Origin of the sequence: Arsukibacterium sp., from assembly GCF_036735525.1 — a bacterium.
In the GTDB taxonomy this organism is placed as follows: Bacteria; Pseudomonadota; Gammaproteobacteria; order Enterobacterales; family Alteromonadaceae; genus Alishewanella.
The window spans coordinates 1-22,783 of the sequence record NZ_DAINOE010000039.1 but is presented as its reverse complement, the minus strand read 5'-3'; the positions used below and the strand labels follow the sequence as shown (position 1 = coordinate 22,783).

Below are 22,783 nucleotides of genomic sequence, written 5' to 3'. Positions count from 1 at the left end.
CTACATATTAGGGTAGTTGGGACCGCCGCCGCCCTCAGGGGTGACCCAGGTAATATTCTGGCTAGGATCTTTAATATCACAGGTTTTACAATGAATGCAGTTTTGGGCATTTATTTGCAGCCGCGGTTCACTGCCGTCGTCCTGCACAATTTCATAGACACCCGCCGGGCAATAACGCTGCGCCGGCTCGGCATATTTTGCCAGGTTGACCTGTATCGGGATGCTCGCATCGCTAAGCTTCAGGTGGCAGGGCTGCTCCTCTTCATGATTGGTATTGGATAAATACACAGAAGACAAGCGATCGAAGCTAAATTGGTTATCGGGTTTAGTATAAGCTATTGGCTGACAGTCAGCGGCCAGTTTTAACTGCGCGTAATCTTGAGTGTCATCTTTCAAGGTGAATGGCAGTTTACCGGCAAACAGGTTTTGATCCAATGTATTGAAGGCACCGCCCCAGAAGGTACCAAACTTATGCATGGCCGGACCAAAATTCCTTGAGCGATACAGCTCGTCATACAACCAGCTTTGTTTAAAGGCGCTGGCAAATTGTGTTAAATCCTGTCCACCTGCTGCATCACTGCGCAGAGCCGCTGCTACCACATCGGCAGCTATCATGCCTGATTTCATCGCGGTATGGTTGCCTTTAATCTTGGCAAAATTCAGTGTGCCGGCATCGCAACCAATTAACAAGCCACCATTAAAGCTCATCTTTGGCAAGCTATTAAAGCCACCTTTAGCGATAGCCCGGGCGCCGTAACTGACCCTTTTGCCATTTTTCAGGTATTGCTTAATGATAGGATGCTGCTTGTAGCGTTGAAATTCTTCAAAGGGGTTCAAGTAGGGGTTGCTGTAATTCAAGTCAATGATCAGGCCAACCAAAATTTGCTGGCCTTCAGCATGATACAAATACCCGCCGCCTGAGGCTTCATCAGCTAAGGGCCAGCCGGCTGAATGCACCACTAAGCCGGCGTGATGTTGCTCTGCCGGCACATCCCAGATCTCTTTAAAACCAATGGCATAGTGCTGCGGTGACGATTGCTCGTCCAAAGCAAAGTGTTTAATTAGCTGTTTGCCCAGATGACCACGGCAACCTTCGGCAAATAACGTGTATTTGGCTTTAAGTTCCATGCCCGGGGTAAAGCTGTCTTTAGGTTGACCATCGCGGTCAAGGCCCATATCGCCAATCAAAATGCCGCGTACTACGTTATCTTCAATAATGGTCTCGCTGGCTGCAAAACCTGGAAAAATATCGACACCCAGAGCTTCGGCCTGCTCGGCTAACCAACGGCATAAGTTGGCAGCTGAGATAATATAGTTACCACTGTTATGCATGGTTTTCGGCACAGCAAAGCCGGGCAACTTGCGGGCGCTTTGTGCATCCTTAAATAAGTAGATATCATCGTGGGTCACGGCGGTGTTAAGCGGGGCGCCCAGATTTTGCCAATCGGGCAGTAATTCGTTTAAGGCACGCGGCTCAAACACCGCACCAGATAAAATATGGGCGCCAACTTCAGAGCCTTTTTCTACCACACAGACACTGAGCGTCTGCTGATGTTGTTGTGCCTGTTGCATTAAGCGGATGGCGGCTGATAACCCTGCTGGACCAGCGCCCACTATGACAACGTCATATTCCATTGCTTCTCTTTCCAACATGCGCACCTCATGGATGTTATTATTTACACTATTCACTGCAATTATCCTGATGATAAGGGTATTGCAGGTTGACGTTAACGTCAACAGTAAGTAGATTGTGCAGCATAACACATTCTGGCTTTACCCCAACGTAAACCTTGTGACAAAAGCATCGGGTTTACTGCATCTACAGAGGCTCTTATGAAGATACTGGTTCCGGTAAAACGGGTTATTGATTACAACGTAAAAGTTCGGGTGAAAGCCGATCAAACCGCGGTTGATTTGGCCAATGTCAAAATGGCACTCAACCCTTTTTGTGAAATTGCAGTAGAAGAAGCCGTGCGTTTAAAAGAAGCTGGCATTGCTACGGAAGTGGTGGTCATTTCTATCGGCAACAAGGCGGTGCAGGAACAGTTACGTACCGCACTGGCGTTAGGCGCGGATCGCGCTATACAGCTTGACACTGAGCTGAACCTAGACTCACTTCAGGTTGCTAAATTATTGGCTAAAGTAGTCGCTGAAGAGCAGCCACAACTGGTGATCCTGGGTAAGCAAGCGATTGACTCTGATAACAACCAAACGGCGCAAATGCTGGCCGCTTTAACCGGTATGGGCCAGGGCACCTTTGCCTCTAAAGTCAATGTCAGCGCGCAAAGCGTGCAGGTGACCCGTGAAATTGACGGAGGCTTGCAAACCGTGGAGCTGAGCTTACCGGCGGTGGTGTCTACTGACTTACGTTTAAATGAACCACGCTATGCCTCTTTACCCAATATTATGAAAGCGAAGAAAAAGCCGCTGGATGTTAAAGATGCGGCCAGTTTTGGCGTGGAGCTGGCATCTAAAGTCAGTACCTTAAAAGTAACGGCGCCCGCGAGTCGTTCGGCAGGGGTGATTGTTGAATCTGTCGCCGAGCTGGTAGAGAAATTAAAGCATGAAGCAAAGGTGATTTGATGACGATTTTAGTAATTGCCGAGCACAGCAATAGTGCCCTTAAACCAGACACCCACAAAGTGGTGCAGGCTGCCAGTGAAATTGGTGGCGATATTCACCTGTTAGTAGCAGGAAGTGATTGTGCCGCTGCGGCAAATGCCGCTGCCCTTATTAGCGGCGTCAGCAAAGTGTTAGTAGCCGATAACGCGGCTTATGGCCATCAACTGGCAGAAAACGTTGCTGCCCTTGTCGCTGAACTGGGCAAAAATTACAGTCATATTTTAGCGGCCGCGACCACTAGCGGTAAAAACATGCTGCCACGCGTCGCTGCCTTATTAGATGTGGCGCAGTTGTCAGATATCATTGCCGTAGAAAGTGCTGATACCTTTGTACGACCCATTTATGCCGGTAATGCTATTGCTACCGTGCAATCGGCAGATGTGATTAAAGTCATTACTGTACGCGGCTCGGCATTTGCTGCCGCTGCAGAGGGCGGCAGTGCTGCTATTGAAGCGATAACTACGGTGACGGATTTACAGCTATCACGTTTTGTCGCTGAAGAGCTGACAAAATCAGAGCGTCCTGAGCTTACAGCAGCCAAAGTCATTATCTCAGGTGGCCGTGGTATGCAAAATGGCGAGAATTTTGCGCTGTTAAATGGCATTGCTGATAAATTAAATGCCGCTATTGGTGCATCACGTGCTGCGGTAGATGCCGGTTTTGTACCAAACGATATGCAAGTAGGTCAGACGGGTAAAATTGTCGCGCCTGATCTCTATATTGCCGTGGGTATTTCCGGGGCTATTCAGCATCTGGCCGGCATGAAAGACTCTAAGGTGATAGTGGCCATCAATAAAGATGCCGACGCACCTATCTTTCAGGTAGCTGATTATGGCCTGGTGGCCGATTTATTTACTGTGCTGCCTGAGTTGGAAGCCGCGCTGTAATTGCCGCCGTCAACTAAAAAAACGCCAGCATGATGCTGGCGTTTTTGTCACTGATAAACGCTAAAGTTTAAGACTGGTTATGCTTGCACTGAGCCTGATTAGTGCATTCACCATACAAATATAAGCTATGGTGCGTGAGCTTAATGCCATGTTTATCAGCAATTTCCAATTGTTTGGCTTCTATCACTTCATCTTCAAACTCAATAACTTTTCCGCATTTTAAACACACTAAATGGTCGTGATGACTATTACCGGTTAATTCAAATACCGATTTGCCACCTTCAAAATGATGGCGGGTTAAAATACCGGCGTCATCAAACTGGTTTAGTACCCGGTATACCGTGGCCAGGCCAATATCTTCACCCAAATCTAACAGCAGCTTATAGACATCTTCTGCACTGATATGCTGATGTGCAGGGTCCTGTAAAATCTCGAGGATTTTTACTCGCGGCAAGGTCACTTTAAGGCCGGCTTTGCGTAATTCACTATTGTGATCAGTCATAACATCTCGGTACTAAAACAGAAGGTGAATTGATTATAAAGGCATTAGGCCGAGATTGAAATGCTTGTGGCTGGCAGTTTTTAGCCTATCAAGCTTTGAGTTAGGCCAATGCTTGCGTACAATAGCCTTAACAGGTCATACCAGGAGTTATTATGCGTTGGGCATTTAAACCGCAAGTGATGCGGCACTTATTAAATTTTTGGCCGCCTTTTTTATTCAGTGGTATTAAAGTGGCCGAACTCGCCGAAGATTATCGTTATGCCAGGGTAGAGCTGAAATGGCGGCCCTGGACCAGAAATATTAATGGCAGCCAGTTTGGTGGCACCATGTATGCGATGACCGATCCTATTTATCCGTTAATGTTGATGGGCGCGCTGGGCAAAGAATACTGGGTGTGGGACAAAGAGGCCGACATTAATTACTTAAAACCCGGAAAAAGCCGCTTAACGGCGGAGTTTTGGCTGACCGATGACAGCTTAGCCGAGATCCAGGCGGCCACTGCTAACGGTAATAAATATTTTCCACAATTTGTAGTGCATATTAAAGATGCTGAGCACACTGTGGTGGCAGAGGTAAACCGCACTGTATATATCCGCAAAAAAATGCAATACAGGGCAGAGGACGCTGCACTGGAAACGGCTCTGCAACAGACAGAAAACAAGAAATGACGGCCAAAAAAAGTAGCCAGAATGGCTACTTTTTTTGATTAAATTGAATCTAAGCGGAGTTATAAATTAGCAAATTCCGCCAGGCTCATTTCTTCAAACACCTGTTTACACCATTGTTTAACCCGTTGCTCGGTCAGCTCCGGCTGGCGGTCTTCATCAATACCTAAGCCAATAAAGTGGCTGTCATCAGCCAGTGCTTTGGAGGCGACAAAGTTATAGCCGGACGTTGGCCAGTGGCCGACGATGATAGCGCCCTTAGGCTCAATGATGTCGCGCAGTGTACCCATGGCATCCAGGAAGTACTCGGCATAATCTTCCTGATCGCCACAACCAAAAATTGCGACCAGCTTGTTTTCAAAGTCAATGTTGTCCAGCTCCGGGAAAAAGTCATCCCAGTCGCACTGTGCTTCACCGTAATACCAGGTGGGGATACCCAGTAATAATAAATCGAAGCCGGCAATATCTTCTTTGCTGCTTTTGGCGATATCGCGAATTTCAACCAATTGTTTACCCAGTTCTTTCTGGATCATCTTGGCGATATGTTCAGTGTTACCGGTATCGCTACCGAAAAAAATTCCTACAGTTGCCATGCGTGCTAGCCTTCTTACTTAATCAGAGCCTGTTGTAACAGATATTCAATATAGTTGCTGCGGGTCATGCTGGCCGCTTCTGCGGCGATGTCGAGTTGCTGACACAACTCGGCAGACACCTTGCATTCAATACGCTTTAACCCCTTAGTACGATCGCGCCTGACTTGATTGCGTTTATTTAACCGCAGTTGCTCCGCTCTGGGCAAGGGGTTGGTTTTAGGCCGGCCAGGCCGTTTTTCTGCTGCAAACAAGTCTATAGTGGTGCGATCAGTGGCAATTTTGGCCATTAATCTAACCTTGTTATTCTAAAAAATACTGCATCACCGTCTTCACCACAAATACCAGCGGTGATAAAAACAGCACCAGCCAGACAAAAGCTTGCCCCAATTTAGGTGCCTGACTTTTTTTCAGAACATCGCGGATCGCTAATACGATAAACAGGTATAACCCGGCCAGACCCAGCCATAACCCTATGGTTTCGAACTGCTCTACACTCATATCGCCATTACGCCTGTTGAACCGGAAAAAAAGTGCGCGCACTATAGCACAAAACCGCTAAAGGTTTAGTGCGCTAGCTCAATAAAAAATCACGGACTAACTTACTAAAGGCGGCGGGCTTCTCAGCATGAAGCCAATGGCCGGTTCCCTGAATGATTTTGGCCTGGGCATTTGGGAAACGCGCCATAATAGCCGGCCGGTGCTCAGTTAAGATGTAGTCAGAGTCGCCGCCCTTAATAAATAGAGTTGGGCCATTAAACTGTGCCGGTGTATTGCTGTGCTCAACGCTATTACTCAGTTCGTCACCAATCAGTGCCGGATAATTAGCCTTAAGGGCTGCTAAATTAAAACGCCAGGCAAAGCCCTGCTCAGTTTTATCCAGGCTTTTTAGTAAAAATTGCCGCACGCCGGGCTCGTTAATATGCGCAGCCAATTGTTTATCGGCATCGCTGCGGCTAGTGATACTGGCTAGTTGCACCTGCTGCAAACCGGCAAAAACCGCATTGTGACGAGGCGGATAGGCCACCGGCGCAATATCGGCCAAAATAAGTTTAGTCACCCGCTCTGGGTAGCGCAGGGCAAACGCCATGGCCAGTTTGCCACCCATTGAGTGGCCGAGCATGGCGCACTGACTTACGCCTAGCGCATCTAGGGTGTCAGCGACATCAGTAGCCATCAGCGCATAATTCATGTGCTCGCTATGGTCAGAGCGGCCGTGATTGCGCACATCAATATTGATAATGCGAAAAGCATCACTCAGCGCTCTGGCAATGACACCGAGATTTTCATAACTGCCAAACAAGCCGTGGATTAACACCAGATCCGGGCCCTGGCCGCTACACTGACTATGTAATATCATCAGGTGACTGCTCTTATTTTAACATGCGGCAAAAAGATTAGCGGCATTTTAGCAAAGGATGGCGCTGGCGTCAGTGGCAAAGCCTTTATATAATGGGCTCACTTAATCGCGACGGAATAAATATATGAAAACCATCGAAATAGACGACGATTTATACCACTACATTGCTGGCCAGACCCAGCAAATTGGTGAAAGTGCTTCAGATATCCTACGTCGACTGTTACTGCCTGCAGATGGCCAAACAACGATAAACAAAGTGCTCAAGACTGAGCCAGCCTTAAGTTCAGACAAGGTTGATCAAGACGTGGCCGTGCAAACGACAGCGCAAAAGCCAGCACAAACGGCTGAGCAAGCTACTGAGACATACTCAACACAAACGTCAAAGCAAGCAATTGAGCCGATGTCAGCCGGTTCAGTGTTCGATTTAGTCAGTCGTCAGGACTTACAAGCCGAATCCAGTGTAGTAGGGCGCTTTTTATATTTATTGTCAGTATTAGCTCGGGTGCACAAAAAGCAGTTTAATAAAGTGTTGGACATTAAAGGCCGCAACCGGTTGTATTTCGGTTCTTCTGCCGCTGAGCTGAATGAAAGTGGCAGCAGCACTAATCCCAAGCAAATCCCGAATACACCTTATTGGGTGATCACCAATTCTAATACCACCAGAAAAAAAATGATGCTAACAGAAACTGCCATAAAACTGGGGTATAGTGAACAGGACGCCGAACGAATTCGCGATTTATTATAAGGAAAGCCTATGTCTTTACATCCTTTGGCCGGCCAGACGGTGCCGAACGAACTGCTCCCTAATATCTGCCGGCTGATGACGGCTTACTATGTGCTGGAGCCGGATGTACAGCTACATAGCAGCCATAAAGTCAGTTTTGGTACTTCAGGTCATCGCGGTAGTGCCCTTAGCTGTTCGTTTAACGAACCGCATGTGCTGGCGATTTGCCAGGCCATTGCTGATTATCGTAAACAGGCCGGTATAATGGGACCGCTATTTTTAGGCAAAGATACCCATGCCTTGTCAGAAGCGGCTTTTGCCACCGCGCTTGAAGTGCTTATCGCCAATAATATTCAGGTCTGTATTCAACAGGATTTTGGCTATACACCAACGCCGGTTATCTCGCACGCTATTTTGACTCAGAACGCCGGCGCAACTTCGCAGCTGGCCGATGGTATTGTTATTACGCCTTCACACAACCCCCCTGAAGATGGTGGCATTAAGTACAATCCGCCACACGGCGGCCCGGCCGATACAGATGTCACAGACTGGATAGAGCAACGAGCCAATCAGTTACTGGCCAAAGATTTAAATGGCGTTAAAATGATGCCTTATGCGTTGGCACTGCAATCAGGTTATTGCCAGCGGATTGATTATATTCAGCATTATGTAGATGACCTGGAAAACGTCATTGATATGGCCGCCATTGCTAAAGCCGGCATCCGTATTGGTGTTGACCCTTTAGGCGGCTCGGGTATCGCATTTTGGCCGCGCATTGCCGAGCGTTATGGTCTGAATCTTAGCGTGGTCAATGAGCGGGTTGATCCGGCCTTTACTTTTATGCCGTTAGATAAAGACGGTAAAATCCGTATGGATTGCTCTTCAGCCTATGCCATGGCGAATTTAATTAAGCTCAAAGATCAGTTTGATATCGCCATTGGCAATGATCCGGATTTTGACCGCCATGGTATCGTTACCCGCAGTGGTGGCCTGATGAACCCGAACCATTATCTGGCCGTGGCCATTAATTATTTATTATCCAATCGCCCGCTTTGGCAGCAAAGTCTGGCGATAGGCAAAACCCTGGTCTCCAGTGCGCTGATTGACCGGGTAGTGGCAGCCCGTGGCCGCATTTTGCAGGAAGTTCCGGTCGGCTTTAAGTGGTTTGTCAATGGTTTACACAAAGGCAGCATTGCTTTTGGCGGTGAAGAAAGTGCCGGTGCCAGCTTTTTGCGTTTAGATGGCACTGTCTGGTCAACCGATAAAGATGGCATTATTCTGGGCTTACTGGCGGCTGAAATGTTGGCTAAAACCGGCGTAGACCCTTATCAGCAATATCAGGCGTTAACCAAAGAGCTGGGCTCCCCTTTGTACCGGCGTTTAGATGCCCCGGCCAGTGCAGCACAAAAAGCGGCACTGAAAAAACTGGATGTCAGTAGTGTTAAGCAAAGCACGCTGGCAGGCGATCCTATACTGGCAGTGCTCACTAAAGCACCTGGCAACCAGGCAGATATTGGCGGAGTTAAAGTCACCACTAAAAATGGTTGGTTTGCCGCAAGGCCCTCTGGTACTGAGGACGCCTATAAGATTTATCTGGAAAGCTTCGTTGATCAGGCGCATTTGCAACAGTTAGAGCTGGACGCTAGAGCCTTTGTTGAAAACGTATTCAGTTCACTTTAAACATCTGAACAGGCTGCATTTGTTCCGTAATTTTATTACGGATGCAGCCTTTTTCTTTGCTAAAACGCGGCAATTAGGGTATTGTTTTTGTAATATTCCTACATTCAACAGTAATTTAATTCCGGTTTGCCGGAAGATTAGCAGGATTGACCATGAAGAAACCATCTCTTGCGGCCAGCAAAGCTGCCGCGGCCAATAGCACCGAACAACTGAAAGAAAAAATTGTTAAGCATCTGCATTCCTCGCTAGGCACTGACGTTAACAAAGCCAGTAGTCAGGCTTGGTGGCGCGCCACCTGCGCTGCGGTCAACGAGCAAGTATATGATGGTTTGCGTAATACCCAACGTACCCATTATCAGCAAAATACCCGCGCCTTGCATTATTTCAGCCTTGAATATCTGATGGGCCGCTTATTTAGCAACAATTTGCATAATTTAGGTTTGTACGAGCAGGCTAAATTAGCCTTGGCGGAGCTTGGGTTGAATATTGCTGATCTTGAAGATCAGGAAGAAGATATGGCGCTGGGTAATGGTGGCTTAGGCCGACTGGCAGCCTGTTTTATTGATTCTTTGGCCACACTGAATTATCCGGCCATTGGATATGGTATTCATTATGAGAATGGCTTATTTCAGCAGAGCTTTTTAGATGGCCGCCAGATAGAGCGACCTGACAGCTGGCGCGAATACGGTAACCCCTGGGAAATTTGCCGGCCAGAATCGGTGCAGGAAATTTCGGTATACGGTTATGTAGAAACCGTATACGACTTACAAGGAAAAATGAAAAAAGTCTGGCACCCGGGCCGCATTATCAAAGGGGTGCCGTGGGATATCCCGGTAGTGGGCTATAACGGCAGCTCAGTTAACGTATTACGGTTATGGGAAAGTCGCGCCAGTGACTTTTTTAACTGGGACGTGTTTAACTCTGGCGGTTATATTGATGCGGCGCGTGAAAATATTGAAGCAGAAACCATCTCTAAGGTGTTGTACCCGAATGATGAAACCGATGCCGGTAAAGAGCTACGCCTTATTCAGCAGTACTTTTTTTGCTCCTGCTCACTGAAAGACATTATCCGCCGCTATAAACGCAGCCATGGTGATGACTGGAGTGATTTCTCCAAGCAGGTAGTCATTCAGTTAAATGATACTCACCCAGCTGTGGCGATCCCTGAGCTGATGCGCATTTTAATCGACCGCGCTGAAATGAGTTGGGATGACGCCTGGGCCCTGTGTCAGCAGGTTTTTGCTTATACTAACCACACCTTATTACCTGAAGCGCTGGAAAAATGGCCGGTACGCTTATTTGAAAAGGTACTGCCACGGCACATCGAAATTATTTATGAAATTAACCGTCGTTTCTTAACAGAGCAGGTCGACGTGTTATGGCCTGGTGATAACGATAAAAAGCGCAAATTATCTATTATTGAAGATGGCCACGATCCTATGGTCAGAATGGGCCATTTATCAGTAGTAGGTTCCTTTAAAGTCAATGGTGTGGCCGAAATTCACTCAACATTAGTTAAATCTGACTTGTTCCCTGAGATGGTGGCGCTGTGGCCAGACAAATTTACTAATGTGACTAATGGCGTAACACCACGGCGCTGGCTGAAAGCCTGTAACCCGCGATTATCGGCCTTGCTGGATGAAAAGGTAGGCACCGACTGGCCGCTGAATTTGAAAAAATTGTCAGCATTTGGCCAATTTGCTGATGATCCGCAAATTCAGGACAGTTTTATGGCGATAAAGCAGCAAAATAAAGCTGACTTGGCGCAGGTAATAAAAAAACTGACGCATATTGATATTGATCCGCATGCTATTTTTGATATTCAAATTAAGCGTTTGCATGAGTACAAACGGCAGCATCTTAACTTGCTGCATATCTTGGCGCTGTACCGTCGTATCTTGCAAAACCCGGATTACGATATGGTGCCTCGGGTGTTTATCTTCGGCGCCAAAGCGGCACCCGGCTATAAACTGGCAAAAGAAATTATCTACGCCATTAATAAAATTGGTGAAAAAATTAATCATGACAAGCGGGTTAAAAACCGTTTGAAAGTAGTTTTTATGCCCAATTACCGGGTCACCTTAGCCGAGAAAATGATCCCTGCAGCAGATGTGTCTGAGCAAATTTCTACCGCCGGTAAAGAAGCCTCAGGTACTGGTAATATGAAGCTGGCGTTAAATGGGGCTATTACCGTAGGCACGCTGGATGGCGCCAATATTGAAATTGCCGAAGAAGTGGGTGCTGACAATATTGCTATTTTTGGTTTAACGGTAGATGAAGTAAAAGCGCTGCATGCCAAAGGTTATAACAGCCATGAGTTTTACCATCAGAACCCGGAAATAAAAGCCATTCTAGACTGGCTGGATACCGACTACTTTACCCCTGGCAAACCCGGTGAGTTGGCGGCGATTAAGCGCAGCCTGTTAGATGGCGGCGACCCATATCTGGTTTTGGCTGATTTTGAGTCTTATGTGGCGGCTCAGCAAAAGATCGATAGCTGGTATCGTGATAAAGCACTGTGGGCGAAAAAGGCGATAATGAATACAGCGTCTGTCGGTAAGTTTACCTCAGATCGTTCTATTGAGGATTACGTCAGTCGGGTGTGGAAACTGACGCCTTGTCAGATAAAACGCTAAGTTAATAATAAGGCCTGCAATAGCAGGCCTTATTCTTTAATACTAAGGCCGGAGGCATTTAAAATTTCAAGCCAAAGATCTGAATAACACCTACGGCGATGAGATAAATAGCCACAACATAATTTAAGAGCTTGGGCCTGATTAATATCAGAACACCGGCAATAGCTGATAGCACAGGGATTAGCTCAAGATGCAGCGTCATATTTTTATCCTTTTATAATACTTTTATTGGGTTAGCTAAAGCATTGTGCGCCCGCACTGGGATTATAGCAACGCATTAAAAAGCGCCGGATTTATTTGCCAGCAGCTATAATTGGCCAAGCGTTATCCAGGGCACTTTATTTATAAAGTGCCTCTGCTCGTGTCCTGCCTGGTCTGATTTGCGTGTTTTAGTGGATGAACCAAACAATTATAAGGCGAGTAAACATGAACTTGTCATGCTGTAATACGGAACTGAGCACTATGCCGGATAGTTATTCGTTTTTTTTCGTGTATTTACAATCAAAATGCAATTAGTGGTATTTGATGGTGTATGCCATTTTTGCAATGCGGCAGTACATTTTATTATTGCCCGCGATCCGACTGCTATTTTTGTTTTTACACCAATGCAAAGTGACTTTGGCCAGCAAAACTTACGTTTACATGGCATCAGCACGCTGGATACCGATACGCTGCTATTGATTAAAGATGGCCAGGCTTATGTGCGCTCTGATGCCGCATTGCAGATAGCAGGCGAGCTTAGCGGTTATTGGTATTTATTTAAAGTGTGTAAAGTCGTGCCCAGGCCAGTCAGAGATTGGTGTTATGGCATTTTTGCACGCCACAGATATGCGCTTTTTGGTAAAAAATCCAGCTGCATGATCCCCACAGCGGCAGTGAAAGACCGCTTTGTTGGTTTATAAAAAACCGCAGCCTCTTCACTGAGCAGGCTGCGGTTTTTGTATGGTGCTTAACTCTATTTTTTACCGCGGGCGATTATTTCCTGCGCCATGAGATCAGCGACTTCGCTGGTAGGGCGCTGTTCGGCATCGGCTCTGGCAAAAATGTCCAGCAAGGTACTGTAGATTTCATTTACCTTGGCTGTAGATTCTTCAGCGTTATATCCTTGTGGGCGCATTTCGCAGGCCACGTTAATAATACCACCGGCATTAATCACATAATCTGGCGCATATAAAATACCGCGCTCGCGCAGCATGTTGCCATGACGGGCTTGCTGCAGCTGGTTATTGGCACAACCGGCAACAATCTTAGCTTGCAGCTGCGGTATGGTGATATCGTTCAAGGTGGCACCCAGCGCACAAGGGGCGTAAACGTCGGCCTTTGCAGCGTAAATGTCGTCTAAACCGACAGCCGTTGCGCCAAACTGCGCTTCGGCACGGGCAATGGCGTCTGGATTAATATCGGTGACAATCAATTGAGCGCCTTCTTTGTGCAGGTGCTCACACAAGTAAAAGCCGACACTGCCAAGACCTTGTACTGCGACGACCTTACCGGCTAAATCGTCGCTGCCAAACTGATGCTTAGCTGCTGCTTTAATGCCTTTATAGGTACCCAGTGCAGTAAAAGGGCCCGGGTTGCCGCTTTTGCCTTCGAGGCCAGCAACATAAGGTGTTTCTTTGTAGACCTGCATAATGTCGCCAGTGGTGATATTGACATCTTCGGCGCTATAATAGCTGCCGCCTAAGCGATGTAACATACGGCCAAAAGCACGGAATAACTGCTCAGATTTAATGGTTTTGGCATTACCAATAATTACTGATTTACCGCCGCCCAGTGGCAGGCCTGCTACCGCATTTTTGTAGGTCATGCCACGTGATAAACGTAATACATCAACAATGGCCGCTTCGTCAGTGGCGTAATCCCACAAGCGGCAACCACCGACTGCCGGGCCTAAGCGGGTGCTGTGCACAGCGATAATGGCTCTTAGGCCAATTTCTTGATCGCTACAAAATACCACTTGTTCATGATGGTCAAATTCAGGATGATTAAATACAGCCACGACGGTTCTCCCTCGATTTTTTGGCAGGCTGGCACTGGCGTAAAGTGAGAGTGCTACAGCAAATTTTGCGCCGCGGAATGTATCATTTCGGTCTGGGTTACGCCAGATATGCCCAAAAATAAACTCTGATCAGACCAGTGGATTGTCGACAATAATTTTTACGCTTGATTGTCAGGCCCTGCTCACATAAAGTATCGGCACTATTTAACACTGGTTATGACAGGATTTGACAATGAGTGAGCAGTTAACTCAAGCTGAAACAGAATTTACCGAAGAGCAGCGGGTAGAGTGGATCCGCACGCAATTTCAAAAGGCCAATGAATATTTGGCTACTAAGGGTATTTTACCTGACAATGTTGCGGTATCAGAAAGCCGTTACCTGCCGCCATTAGTGGCGTTGTGGAAGCTTAACACTAAAGCGCGTGAAGCCTTTTGGGTGATCAGCGGTGATTTGCCCACCGACCATATGGCATATAGTGGTGCGGCTGATGCACGTGAAGCGATGCGTTCATTCTCGCTGCGCTGGCAGTTAAAAGCTGAGCAAATTGTAAACGCCGGCATTACGGATAAAACCCAACAGGATTTTGCGGATCTGCTGGTCGCTCGGGCACAGGGGTTGTATGAGTTGTTTGATAACGAGCAGTTATGGCAACCGGCTGAATAAGTTGTAAGCTTTAGCGTACAAAAAAATAAAAAACCGTAGTTACTTCACTTTAGTCACTGCGGTTTTTTTATGCCTTGATAAGCTTTTAAGCCTTATTCTTCAAAGTACCAGTAACCCTGATTTATCAGACTAAGTAGCAGTGATAACCTGGGCGCGAGCTGGGTAAAGTGTCGACACTGGTCCTCATCTAAACGCGCATACTCACAGAGTAACCGGGCGGTGTGCAGCTCCTCGGGTGGCAGTGTAATTTGCTCACCATTAATAAAGAGGGCGATATCGTCACTGGCGCTTGCCTGATGGTATACACAGCGCAGCCCACCGAGTTTTGCCAACACCGAGCCATCTTCCAGATATTCAGCTAAATCATCCAATCCATAGTGTGGGTCGGGCTCTTGCTGATCCAGCTCATGTTTGGCGCGGCTGATATATTGGCCAAACCATAGTGGTAACAGCTGCTCATCACTGACCAGTTGCTGCAATAGCTGCTTAACCTGCTGTAAATCACCCTTTTGCAGTGCGCCAACATCCGGGTTTAAAAGCCGGCCGGCATCACTGAAGCGGTTGCCGTTCAGGTCATTATCCAGTAAATAGTCTGCCAGGCCTGTCAGTAAATCTTTTTGCGCCGGCGCCCTAAAACCCACTGAATAGTTCAGGCTGTTTTCAACAGAGATGCCTTCATGCGGGCAGCCTGGTGGGATATACAAAATATCACCCGGCTGCATTATCACATCAATACAGGCCGTAAAAGGCGTTACCTGTAATAAGCGCGGATGCGGACACAGTGTTTGCAGGCTGGCATCTGGCATGCCGACCCGCCAGTGCCGCTTACCTTCACCCTGAATTATAAACACATCGTATTGATCTAAATGAGGGCCAACACCGCCACCAGGAGTAGAAAAGCTGACCATCAGATCATCAATGCGCCAGTTGGGCATAAAGCGAAAGGGCTCCAGCAAAGCCGCTGCCGGCTGATGCCAGTGATCCACCGCCTGTACCAGTAAGGTCCAGTCACGTTCGCCATAGCCGCTAAACTCGCTGAAAGGCCCGGTATCGAGCTGCCAGTCGCCGTTATGGCATTGGATCAAGCGCGACTCAATGTCTTCATCCTGAGCTAAGCCGGCCAGTTCGTCTGCGCTGAGCGGGTCCTGAAACTGCTTAAAACCTTGTTTTATTAGCAGGGGCTTTTTTTGCCAGTACTGCTGCATAAAATCTTCAAGGGTGATATTTCCAAATTCTAATCTGTACATAGCATGACCTGCTAAAGGCGTGGATTGTTACAATCAGTATTGTTGAGGCTTCAAACCGGATTGCTTACACCAAGCCGCCGTAAATACATCCCTGTAGGCTTCATTCAGGCATCCATGCCTTCAAGACTTGGCTTAAAGCAATCCGATTCTCGCAGTCGACATCGGGGCTGCATCTAAAATAAAAGCAATTAGTCCAATAACTCCACCAGCCGCACTGCATCTCCAATATAACCGGCCGGGCTTAGCTGTTTCATTTCGGCTTTCACCTGCGAGGGCAAGTCCAGGCCGTCAATAAATACCGCTAAATCTGCTGCACTGATCCGCTTACCGCGGGTCAGTTCTTTTAACTTTTCGTAGGGTTTTTCAATGCCATACTTGCGCATTACTGTTTGCACCGGCTCGGCTAACAGCTCCCAGTTAGCATCCAGTTCAGCGCGTAAATTGGCTTCGTTTACTTCCAGTTTGCTGATGCCTTTTAAGCTGGCCTGATAGGCAATAAGCGTATAACCAAAACCCACACCTAAGTTACGTAATACGGTAGAGTCGGTCAGATCGCGCTGCCAGCGTGATACCGGTAACTTGGCGGATAGGTGGTTAAACAACGCATTAGCAATACCCAGGTTACCTTCAGAGTTTTCAAAGTCGATAGGATTCACTTTGTGCGGCATGGTGGATGAACCGATTTCGCCTGCCACGGTTTTTTGCTTAAAGTGACCCAGGGCAATATAACCCCAAACATCGCGGTCAAAGTCGAGCAAAATGGTGTTAAAGCGGGCAATGGCATCAAACAACTCGGCAATATAATCATGGGGTTCAATTTGCGTGGTGTAGGCGTTAAAGCTAATACCCAGCGAGCTGACAAAACGCTCGGCAAACGCATGCCAGTCCAGATCAGGGTAAGCTGATAAATGGGCATTATAATTACCGACAGCACCGTTAATTTTACCCAACAGGCTTACTGCCGCAATTTGCTCACGCTGGCGTTTTAAACGCACATAGACGTTGGCCATCTCTTTACCCATGGTAGTGGGCGAGGCGGGTTGTCCGTGGGTTCTGGCCATCATAGGCACAGCTTTTAATTCTAAGGCCAGTGCTTTGATGGCCGCTAACAGCGCATCGCACTCAGGTAATAGCACTTGTTGCCGCGCATCGTGCAGCATGAGTGCATGCGATAAGTTGTTAATGTCTTCCGAGGTACAGGCAAAGTGAATAAACTCGCTGATCGCGTTTAATTCAGCATTGGCTGCCACTTTTTCTTTCAGCAGATATTCTACCGCTTTCACATCATGGTTAGTGGTGCGTTCTATATCTTTTACGCGCTGGGCATCCGCCAGGCTGAAGTCGCTGACAATGCTGTCAAGTAAGGCATTGGCTTGCGCGGAAAGCGGAGGCACTTCAGTAATTTTGGGTTCGGCGGCCAATTGCTGTAACCAACGCACTTCAACGGTGACCCGGTATTTAATTAAACCGAACTCGCTGAAAATCGGGCGCAAGGCAGCGGCTTTACTACCATAACGGCCATCTACCGGCGAAATTGCGGTTAGGGCATTAAGTTCCATGAAAACTCCTGAGTAATAGTGCGTTATCAGATACTGGATAACGCTGCTTGCGCGGCGGCCAGTAATTTACGTCGTTTAAAAATAAAATGTAGCCGGCTACCGCCTGCCTGGCGCCACAGCACGGCTGAGCGCACGGCCGACAATAATAGCGCCCGCACTTTATGTTGCACCGCGCTTTGTTTTAATTGCTCCGGCTCACCATAAATTTGAATGCGGGCACCTAAGCTGCTGATATTATCCGTATAAATATCGGCCAGCCGCGCCAGAATATTGTCGTCTGTAATGCTAAAGTGCTGCAGTTGCCGCTCAAGTTGTGATAATTGCTCACCCAATGAGGCCATATTGCCAGGGGCTTTGTTCAAACGCCGTTCCAGCGCCAGCACTCCGACGATGTAGCGGGTTAATTCCACATCTTTTTTCGGGCCATCACCTAACTGCTCTTTAATCAGCTGCAGGCCATCTTCCAGGTAATGCAGCTCACCGCCATACACATCATGAGGTGTATCCGGGTTAAGGTTAACAACAGTGCTTAAGCAGCGCGCTAATTGTGCTTGCTCGCAGGGCTTGGCGCGGGCATAGCACTGCACCAGTTTTACGGCCTGACATAAGCCAGCCATTGCAATAATTTGGGTAGAAAGCGAGCTTTGCATCTCAGGTAAGGGCCTTTTCTATAATGCCACCGCCCAGACAAACCTCGTCCAGGTAGAATACCGCAGACTGTCCAGGGGTTACGGCTTTTTGCGGCTCGATAAATTGTACATGCAGCCGGCCATCCGCCTGCGGGGTAGCCAGGCAGACAATATCAGTCTGGCGATAGCGCGTTTTAACGGTTAAGGTCATCGCCTGCTGCGGGCCAGTGCGATCCACCCAGTGTAATTGACCGGCAATCAGCCCTTTAGATAGCAACGCCGGATGATCATGTCCTTGCGCCACCAACAGCTGATTAAGCTGTAAATCTTTAGCGACCACGTACCAGGGTTCATCACCACCATCCCGCAGGCCGCCAATACGCAAGCCTTTACGCTGCCCGAGCGTGTGATACATCAGGCCATCATGGCGGCCAATCACCTGCTTATCGTCGATGCTGACAATATCACCGGGCTGGGCCGGCAAATATTGGGCTAAAAAGTCTTTAAATTTGCGCTCACCAATAAAGCAAATACCGGTGGAGTCTTTTTTATCGTGCGTAATTAACCCTTGCTGCTCGGCAATGGCGCGTACCGCAGGCTTTTCCAGCTCGCCTATTGGAAACAGCGTTTGCGCCAGATGCTGCTCGGCTAGCGTGTATAAAAAATAACTTTGATCTTTATTGTTATCCAGACCACGCAGCATTTGCCAATGACCATCCTGATAACGGCGACGCACATAGTGGCCGGTGGCAATGTAATCGGCGCCTAAGGCGGTAGCGGCAAATTCGAGAAAGGCCTTAAATTTAATTTCTTTATTGCAAATAATATCGGGATTAGGTGTGCGCCCTGCCTGATATTCAGCCAGAAAGTATTCAAACACATTATCCCAGTATTCCGCGGCAAAATTCACCTTGTGCAGCACTATGCCCAGCTTGTCACAGACGGCCTGGGCATCGGCCATATCGGCGGCTGCGGCGCAAAACTCTTCGTTGTCGTCTTCTTCCCAGTTTTTCATGAACAGGCCTTCGACCTGATAGCCCTGCTCAATCAGCAAATAGGCTGATACAGAAGAATCGACACCGCCGGACATGCCAACGATGACTTTTTTGTTGCTGTTCTGTGACATTACACCGCACTGACTTTGGTTGAAAAAACAAGTGGCGGATTATAGCACCAAATTCCCCGTGGAAAAATCGTTAAGCGGGCCCCTGAATAAGATTTAGCGGCAACCGAACACCCGCAAGGTAATTGTCTATGGCATCGATGACCAGTTGACTCCGCACTGGCAAAGCATGTTCCGCCAGTTCAGCAGGACTTAACCAGTGCAGTGCAATAATGTCGGCATCTTGAGGCTGATAGCTTTTGGGCAGAACTAGCGGTTCAAACACAAAGTTTACCCTTACATAGCGGTGGCCATTCGCGGCGGTTAACTGTGAGATCCCCAGCCAGCTGCAGGGCGATAAGCTAAGTCCGGTTTCTTCAAGCAGTTCGCGTTTAATGGCACTGATAAGATCTTCATCCTGCTCAACATGACCCGCCGGTTGATTTAATACTCTTTTCGCCGTAACTTTCTCGCGTTCTTCAACCAGTAAAAATCGTTGTTGATAGTGCACTACTGCTGCCACCGTCAGGTGCAGTTTATCCCTGCTCATGTTGAATTCTCACAAATAAATGACTTTAAATTCGCCGGGAGCCAGCTCATCAAGGCTCCAATCAGCAATTTGCCAGCGCACCAAGCGCAGCGTTGGGTAACCTACGGCGGCGGTCATGCGTCGGACTTGTCGGTTGCGCCCCTCTGTGATACTCAGGCTTATCCAACTGGTAGGAATCGCCGCACGGTAACGCACTGGTGGCTGTCGTGGCCATAACGTTGGTGGCGCTATACGTTGTACTACTGCGGGTAAGCAGGGGCCGTCCTTTAAGCTGACACCTTGTTCAAGTTGCGCGATGGCATCATCGCTAATCTCACCTTCCAGCTGAACCCAATAGGTTTTAGCGGCTTTATGTTTAGGATCGCTTAACCGGTGTTGAGTGTCGCCGCAGTTGGTCAGCAGTAACAAACCTTCGCTGTCACGATCCAGCCGACCGGCCGGGTAGACGCCGGGTAAGGAAATAAACTCTGCCAGTGTGGTTCGGGGCGGCACACTGTTATCGGTAAACTGGCTTAATACATCGTAAGGTTTATTGAACAGTACCAATAGTGGCATCTCGACCTTAGTCCTATTGTTTTTTTTGGCAAAAGCCTTATGTTGCTTCCTGGGTAAAGGCTTGGTTTCAGACACCAGCGATCCTTAAATTAAACATGATAATGGGCTTGGCGGTTGCAATCAGTTTTGTGTTAAACCGCAATTTACCGCTATAATCAGCCCGTTTCGATTTTACTGCGTTTTAAACAAAAGCAGCCTGCCACAAGGCTGTGGCGCATCCCCGGCAATTTTTACGAATACCATACAGGAACTAACATGTCGAAAGAAAGTGCAAAAATCATTTACACCATAACCGATGAAGCGCCTGCCTTGGCAACCCATTCATTTTTACCCGTGGTGGCCGCTTTTTCTGCTGCGGCCGGTGTGGCAGTTGAAACCCGCGATATTTCGTTATCTGGTCGTATTATTGCCAGTTTTCCAGAGTTTTTAAAGTCTGAGCAGCGCATTAATGATGATCTGGCTGAGCTGGGCGAGCTGGCGAAGCAGCCAGATGCCAATATTATCAAATTACCGAATATCAGTGCTTCAGTACCGCAATTAAAAGCCGCCATCAAAGAATTGCAGGCGCAGGGTTATGCGCTGCCGGATTACCCGGAAGAGGCTAACACTGAGCAAGAGCGTGATGTGAAAGCGCGCTATGACAAAATTAAAGGTTCGGCAGTAAACCCGGTACTGCGTGAAGGTAACTCAGATCGCCGCGCCCCGGCATCAGTGAAGCAATATGCCCGTAAAAACCCGCACAGCATGGGCGCCTGGAGCAGCAGCTCTAAATCTCATGTTGCCCATATGACCGCCGGTGACTTTTATGGCTCTGAGCAATCAACCACTATTGCTGCCGATGACAGCTTAACCATCAGCCTGCAGCAGGCAGATGGCAGTGTGAAGGTATTAAAACAGCAGGTGGCGGTGTTGGCCGGTGAAGTGGTTGATGCCACTATGATGAGCGCTAAGGCGCTGCGGGCTTTTTATGCCGAGCAGATTGCCGATGCCAAAGCCCAGGGCGTGTTGTTCTCGTTACATTTAAAAGCCACCATGATGAAGGTGTCAGACCCTATTATGTTTGGCCACGCGGTGAAGGTGTTCTATCAGGAAATTTTTGCTAAATACGCCAGCACCTTCACCAAACTGGGTGTCGATGTAAATAACGGTATTGGCGATTTGTATGCCAAATTATCGCAGCTGCCGCAAGCTGAGCAGGATGCAATAATCGCCGATATTACTGCGCTCTATGCCAGCAAGCCGGCCATGGCGATGGTGAACTCAGATAAAGGTATCACCAACCTGCATGTACCCAGTGATGTGATTATTGATGCCTCTATGCCCGCAATGATCAGAAGCTCAGGCCAGATGTGGGGCCCGGATGGTCAGTTGCAGGATACTAAGGCCGTGATCCCGGATCGTTGCTATGCTGGTGTTTATCAGGAGACGATTGATTTTTGTAAGAAAAACGGCGCTTTTGACCCGCGCACTATGGGCTCAGTGCCTAACGTGGGCCTGATGGCGCAAAAAGCCGAAGAATACGGCTCACACGATAAAACCTTTGAAATATCGGCAGGCGGCAAGGTCGTAGTGACCAACAGTAAAGGCGACACTTTATTTAGCCATGATGTAGAAGCCGGTGATATCTGGCGTATGTGTCAGGTGAAAGATGCGCCTATCCGTGACTGGGTTAAACTGGCGGTTAATCGTTCACGCTTAAGCGGCACCCCTGCGGTATTTTGGTTAGACAGCCAGCGTGCACATGATGCCGAGCTGATTAAAAAGGTTAACGCTTACCTGCAACAACATGACACTGCTGGTCTGGATATTCAAATTATGTCTCCGGTTGATGCTACCCGTCACTCGTTGGCGCGAATGCAGCAGGGGCTGGATACCATCTCTGTGACCGGCAACGTACTACGTGATTACCTGACAGATTTATTCCCAATCCTTGAACTGGGAACCAGTGCCAAGATGTTGTCTGTGGTACCGTTGATGAATGGTGGCGGCTTATTTGAAACCGGTGCTGGTGGTTCAGCGCCTAAGCATGTTGAGCAGTTTGTAGCAGAAAACCACTTGCGCTGGGACTCTTTAGGCGAATTCCTGGCGCTGGCCGCCTCGCTGGAGCATTTATCGCAAGTCACCGATAACCACAGTGCCAAAGTACTGGCGGATACCTTAGATCAAGCCACAGCGCTGTTTTTGGACAATGACAAATCACCACGTCGCAAAGCCGGTGAGTTGGATAACCGTGGCAGCCATTTTTACCTGGCGATGTACTGGGCACAGGCGATGGCGAAACAGGATGCTGACAAAGCCTTGGCACAGCGCTTTGCTACACTGGCAGACACCCTGAGCAGCAACGAAGCGCAAATTCTGGCTGAGTTGAACCAGGTGCAGGGTAAGCAGGTGGAGATTGGCGGTTACTTCCGGCCAAATGACGCACTGGTAAGTGCAGCAATGCGACCCAGTGCTACGCTAAACAACGCTTTAGCAGCGCTGTAATTCCGATATATTTTTCTGAATAATAAAAAGCAGGCGCCATGCCTGCTTTTTTTATCTGTTTTTTAGCGGGAGTGTACTGCTAAGGCCACAGAGTGCTGCTATTCACCTGGGAGTTTGATATTGACGGCATGTAAGCCTTTTGGCCCTTCAGAGAGATCAAATTCAACATCTTGGCCGGCTTTTAGCGTGCGGTAGCCATCCATGCTAATGGTCGAATAATGTGCGAAGATATCTTCATCACGGCCATCTTCACGAATAAAACCAAATCCTTTGGCATTATTGAACCATTTTACTTTACCGGTAGCCATACTACTTACTTCCTTCTCTA

General features: G+C 48.1%; 24 protein-coding genes. 9 read left to right on the top strand and 15 right to left on the bottom strand.

The window, feature by feature from the left end:
• Positions 1-1,653 carry a 4Fe-4S dicluster domain-containing protein gene (locus V7D78_RS09495; protein WP_442886521.1) on the bottom strand — a complete coding sequence of 551 codons (1,653 nt, stop codon included), beginning with the start codon at positions 1,651-1,653 and terminating at the stop codon, positions 1-3.
• Positions 1,654-1,833: 180 nt separating this feature from the next.
• On the opposite strand from V7D78_RS09495, the gene V7D78_RS09490 reads away from it, so the two are divergent.
• Together V7D78_RS09490 and V7D78_RS09485 are read left to right on the top strand one after the other, a co-directional pair.
• Complete coding sequence (locus V7D78_RS09490) at positions 1,834-2,583, top strand: electron transfer flavoprotein subunit beta/FixA family protein (RefSeq protein ID WP_333608209.1); 750 nt, start codon at positions 1,834-1,836, stop codon at positions 2,581-2,583.
• Entirely contained in the window at positions 2,583-3,509 is a 927-nt protein-coding gene (locus V7D78_RS09485; RefSeq protein ID WP_333608208.1) for an electron transfer flavoprotein subunit alpha/FixB family protein, read from the top strand. Before V7D78_RS09490 ends, V7D78_RS09485 begins: the two co-directional genes overlap by 1 nt.
• A 67-nt stretch (positions 3,510-3,576) precedes the next feature.
• Here V7D78_RS09485 and fur read toward each other — a convergent pair whose 3' ends face one another.
• Positions 3,577-4,011: a ferric iron uptake transcriptional regulator gene (gene fur / locus V7D78_RS09480; protein WP_333608207.1), complete on the bottom strand. Its 435-nt coding sequence runs from the start codon at positions 4,009-4,011 to the stop codon at positions 3,577-3,579.
• A gap of 152 nt (positions 4,012-4,163) precedes the next feature.
• On the opposite strand from fur, the gene V7D78_RS09475 reads away from it, so the two are divergent.
• Positions 4,164-4,679: a DUF4442 domain-containing protein gene (locus tag V7D78_RS09475; protein WP_333608206.1), complete on the top strand. Its 516-nt coding sequence runs from the start codon at positions 4,164-4,166 to the stop codon at positions 4,677-4,679.
• Positions 4,680-4,738: 59 nt separating this feature from the next.
• On the opposite strand, the gene fldA is transcribed toward V7D78_RS09475, so the two are convergent.
• The 4 genes from fldA to V7D78_RS09455 all read right to left on the bottom strand — a co-directional run bounded on the left by fldA (position 4,739) and on the right by V7D78_RS09455 (position 6,626).
• Positions 4,739-5,269, bottom strand: coding sequence for a flavodoxin FldA (gene fldA / locus V7D78_RS09470; RefSeq protein ID WP_333608205.1), 531 nt, complete (start codon positions 5,267-5,269; stop codon positions 4,739-4,741).
• A gap of 14 nt (positions 5,270-5,283) precedes the next feature.
• Entirely contained in the window at positions 5,284-5,556 is a 273-nt protein-coding gene (gene ybfE / locus V7D78_RS09465; protein ID WP_333608204.1) for a LexA regulated protein, read from the bottom strand.
• Positions 5,557-5,569: 13 nt separating this feature from the next.
• The gene (locus tag V7D78_RS09460; protein ID WP_333608203.1) at positions 5,570-5,767 is read right to left on the bottom strand and encodes a DUF2788 domain-containing protein; all 198 of its coding nucleotides are present in this window, start codon (positions 5,765-5,767) and stop codon (positions 5,570-5,572) included.
• A gap of 73 nt (positions 5,768-5,840) precedes the next feature.
• Complete coding sequence (locus V7D78_RS09455) at positions 5,841-6,626, bottom strand: alpha/beta fold hydrolase (RefSeq protein ID WP_333608202.1); 786 nt, start codon at positions 6,624-6,626, stop codon at positions 5,841-5,843.
• A gap of 124 nt (positions 6,627-6,750) precedes the next feature.
• Here V7D78_RS09455 and seqA point away from each other — a divergent pair, with 124 nt between their 5' ends.
• The 3 genes from seqA (at position 6,751) to V7D78_RS09440 (ending at position 11,666) form a co-directional block, all read left to right on the top strand.
• Positions 6,751-7,371, top strand: a complete 621-nt coding sequence (gene seqA, locus V7D78_RS09450; RefSeq protein WP_333608201.1) for a replication initiation negative regulator SeqA — start codon at positions 6,751-6,753, stop codon at positions 7,369-7,371.
• Positions 7,372-7,380: 9 nt separating this feature from the next.
• A complete protein-coding gene (gene pgm / locus V7D78_RS09445; RefSeq protein WP_333608200.1) occupies positions 7,381-9,030 on the top strand; it encodes a phosphoglucomutase (alpha-D-glucose-1,6-bisphosphate-dependent) in 1,650 nt (549 codons plus the stop codon).
• A 152-nt stretch (positions 9,031-9,182) separates the two neighbouring features.
• On the top strand, positions 9,183-11,666 hold the full coding sequence (locus tag V7D78_RS09440) for a glycogen/starch/alpha-glucan phosphorylase (RefSeq protein ID WP_333608199.1): 2,484 nt from the start codon (positions 9,183-9,185) through the stop codon (positions 11,664-11,666).
• A 58-nt stretch (positions 11,667-11,724) separates the two neighbouring features.
• Here V7D78_RS09440 and V7D78_RS09435 read toward each other — a convergent pair whose 3' ends face one another.
• The gene (locus V7D78_RS09435) at positions 11,725-11,868 is read right to left on the bottom strand and encodes a DUF3096 domain-containing protein (RefSeq protein ID WP_333608198.1); all 144 of its coding nucleotides are present in this window, start codon (positions 11,866-11,868) and stop codon (positions 11,725-11,727) included.
• Between the two features lie 304 nt (positions 11,869-12,172).
• Between V7D78_RS09435 and V7D78_RS09430 the strand changes: the two genes are divergently transcribed.
• The gene (locus V7D78_RS09430) at positions 12,173-12,568 is read left to right on the top strand and encodes a thiol-disulfide oxidoreductase DCC family protein (protein WP_333608197.1); all 396 of its coding nucleotides are present in this window, start codon (positions 12,173-12,175) and stop codon (positions 12,566-12,568) included.
• 53 nt (positions 12,569-12,621) lie between these two features.
• Here the strand turns inward: V7D78_RS09430 and V7D78_RS09425 are convergent, their stop codons facing one another.
• Positions 12,622-13,665 (bottom strand): Leu/Phe/Val dehydrogenase, encoded by a 1,044-nt coding sequence (locus tag V7D78_RS09425; protein ID WP_333608196.1) that lies wholly within the window; start codon positions 13,663-13,665, stop codon positions 12,622-12,624.
• Positions 13,666-13,897: 232 nt separating this feature from the next.
• Between V7D78_RS09425 and V7D78_RS09420 the strand changes: the two genes are divergently transcribed.
• On the top strand, positions 13,898-14,329 hold the full coding sequence (locus V7D78_RS09420; RefSeq protein ID WP_333608195.1) for a DUF4826 family protein: 432 nt from the start codon (positions 13,898-13,900) through the stop codon (positions 14,327-14,329).
• Positions 14,330-14,421: 92 nt separating this feature from the next.
• Here V7D78_RS09420 and V7D78_RS09415 read toward each other — a convergent pair whose 3' ends face one another.
• The 6 genes from V7D78_RS09415 to V7D78_RS09390 all read right to left on the bottom strand — a co-directional run bounded on the left by V7D78_RS09415 (position 14,422) and on the right by V7D78_RS09390 (position 19,971).
• Entirely contained in the window at positions 14,422-15,576 is a 1,155-nt protein-coding gene (locus V7D78_RS09415) for a ribosomal protein uL16 3-hydroxylase (RefSeq protein WP_333608194.1), read from the bottom strand.
• Positions 15,577-15,764: 188 nt separating this feature from the next.
• Positions 15,765-17,135: an adenylosuccinate lyase gene (gene purB / locus V7D78_RS09410; RefSeq protein WP_333608193.1), complete on the bottom strand. Its 1,371-nt coding sequence runs from the start codon at positions 17,133-17,135 to the stop codon at positions 15,765-15,767.
• A 26-nt stretch (positions 17,136-17,161) separates the two neighbouring features.
• On the bottom strand, positions 17,162-17,785 hold the full coding sequence (gene hflD, locus V7D78_RS09405; RefSeq protein ID WP_333608192.1) for a high frequency lysogenization protein HflD: 624 nt from the start codon (positions 17,783-17,785) through the stop codon (positions 17,162-17,164).
• 1 nt (position 17,786) lies between these two features.
• Positions 17,787-18,890: a tRNA 2-thiouridine(34) synthase MnmA gene (gene mnmA, locus V7D78_RS09400; protein ID WP_333608191.1), complete on the bottom strand. Its 1,104-nt coding sequence runs from the start codon at positions 18,888-18,890 to the stop codon at positions 17,787-17,789.
• Between the two features lie 70 nt (positions 18,891-18,960).
• Complete coding sequence (locus V7D78_RS09395; RefSeq protein ID WP_333608190.1) at positions 18,961-19,416, bottom strand: NUDIX domain-containing protein; 456 nt, start codon at positions 19,414-19,416, stop codon at positions 18,961-18,963.
• A gap of 9 nt (positions 19,417-19,425) precedes the next feature.
• Positions 19,426-19,971, bottom strand: coding sequence for a pseudouridine synthase (locus V7D78_RS09390; RefSeq protein WP_333608218.1), 546 nt, complete (start codon positions 19,969-19,971; stop codon positions 19,426-19,428).
• Between the two features lie 255 nt (positions 19,972-20,226).
• On the opposite strand from V7D78_RS09390, the gene V7D78_RS09385 reads away from it, so the two are divergent.
• Positions 20,227-22,455, top strand: a complete 2,229-nt coding sequence (locus V7D78_RS09385; RefSeq protein ID WP_333608189.1) for an NADP-dependent isocitrate dehydrogenase — start codon at positions 20,227-20,229, stop codon at positions 22,453-22,455.
• A 98-nt stretch (positions 22,456-22,553) separates the two neighbouring features.
• On the opposite strand, the gene cspD is transcribed toward V7D78_RS09385, so the two are convergent.
• Complete coding sequence (cspD, locus tag V7D78_RS09380) at positions 22,554-22,763, bottom strand: cold shock domain-containing protein CspD (RefSeq protein WP_333608217.1); 210 nt, start codon at positions 22,761-22,763, stop codon at positions 22,554-22,556.
• Positions 22,764-22,783 lie beyond the last annotated feature (20 nt).

Excerpts from the sequence above, each read along its gene's own strand:
- mnmA (WP_333608191.1), bottom strand. The coding sequence starts at position 18,890 with ATGTCACAGAACAGCAACAAAAAAGTCATCGTTGGCATGTCCGGCGGT.
- cspD (WP_333608217.1), bottom strand. The coding sequence starts at position 22,763 with ATGGCTACCGGTAAAGTAAAATGGTTCAATAATGCCAAAGGATTTGGT.
- V7D78_RS09420 (WP_333608195.1), top strand. The coding sequence starts at position 13,898 with ATGAGTGAGCAGTTAACTCAAGCTGAAACAGAATTTACCGAAGAGCAG.
- V7D78_RS09435 (WP_333608198.1), bottom strand. The coding sequence starts at position 11,868 with ATGACGCTGCATCTTGAGCTAATCCCTGTGCTATCAGCTATTGCCGGT.
- V7D78_RS09490 (WP_333608209.1), top strand. The coding sequence starts at position 1,834 with ATGAAGATACTGGTTCCGGTAAAACGGGTTATTGATTACAACGTAAAA.
- V7D78_RS09395 (WP_333608190.1), bottom strand. The coding sequence starts at position 19,416 with ATGAGCAGGGATAAACTGCACCTGACGGTGGCAGCAGTAGTGCACTAT.
- ybfE (WP_333608204.1), bottom strand. The coding sequence starts at position 5,556 with ATGGCCAAAATTGCCACTGATCGCACCACTATAGACTTGTTTGCAGCA.
- V7D78_RS09485 (WP_333608208.1), top strand. The coding sequence starts at position 2,583 with ATGACGATTTTAGTAATTGCCGAGCACAGCAATAGTGCCCTTAAACCA.
- V7D78_RS09475 (WP_333608206.1), top strand. The coding sequence starts at position 4,164 with ATGCGTTGGGCATTTAAACCGCAAGTGATGCGGCACTTATTAAATTTT.
- V7D78_RS09415 (WP_333608194.1), bottom strand. The coding sequence starts at position 15,576 with ATGTACAGATTAGAATTTGGAAATATCACCCTTGAAGATTTTATGCAG.
- V7D78_RS09390 (WP_333608218.1), bottom strand. The coding sequence starts at position 19,971 with ATGCCACTATTGGTACTGTTCAATAAACCTTACGATGTATTAAGCCAG.
- purB (WP_333608193.1), bottom strand. The coding sequence starts at position 17,135 with ATGGAACTTAATGCCCTAACCGCAATTTCGCCGGTAGATGGCCGTTAT.
- V7D78_RS09440 (WP_333608199.1), top strand. The coding sequence starts at position 9,183 with ATGAAGAAACCATCTCTTGCGGCCAGCAAAGCTGCCGCGGCCAATAGC.
- V7D78_RS09460 (WP_333608203.1), bottom strand. The coding sequence starts at position 5,767 with ATGAGTGTAGAGCAGTTCGAAACCATAGGGTTATGGCTGGGTCTGGCC.
- fldA (WP_333608205.1), bottom strand. The coding sequence starts at position 5,269 with ATGGCAACTGTAGGAATTTTTTTCGGTAGCGATACCGGTAACACTGAA.
- fur (WP_333608207.1), bottom strand. The coding sequence starts at position 4,011 with ATGACTGATCACAATAGTGAATTACGCAAAGCCGGCCTTAAAGTGACC.
- hflD (WP_333608192.1), bottom strand. The coding sequence starts at position 17,785 with ATGCAAAGCTCGCTTTCTACCCAAATTATTGCAATGGCTGGCTTATGT.
- V7D78_RS09495 (WP_442886521.1), bottom strand. The coding sequence starts at position 1,653 with ATGTTGGAAAGAGAAGCAATGGAATATGACGTTGTCATAGTGGGCGCT.
- V7D78_RS09430 (WP_333608197.1), top strand. The coding sequence starts at position 12,173 with ATGCAATTAGTGGTATTTGATGGTGTATGCCATTTTTGCAATGCGGCA.
- pgm (WP_333608200.1), top strand. The coding sequence starts at position 7,381 with ATGTCTTTACATCCTTTGGCCGGCCAGACGGTGCCGAACGAACTGCTC.
- V7D78_RS09385 (WP_333608189.1), top strand. The coding sequence starts at position 20,227 with ATGTCGAAAGAAAGTGCAAAAATCATTTACACCATAACCGATGAAGCG.
- seqA (WP_333608201.1), top strand. The coding sequence starts at position 6,751 with ATGAAAACCATCGAAATAGACGACGATTTATACCACTACATTGCTGGC.
- V7D78_RS09455 (WP_333608202.1), bottom strand. The coding sequence starts at position 6,626 with ATGATATTACATAGTCAGTGTAGCGGCCAGGGCCCGGATCTGGTGTTA.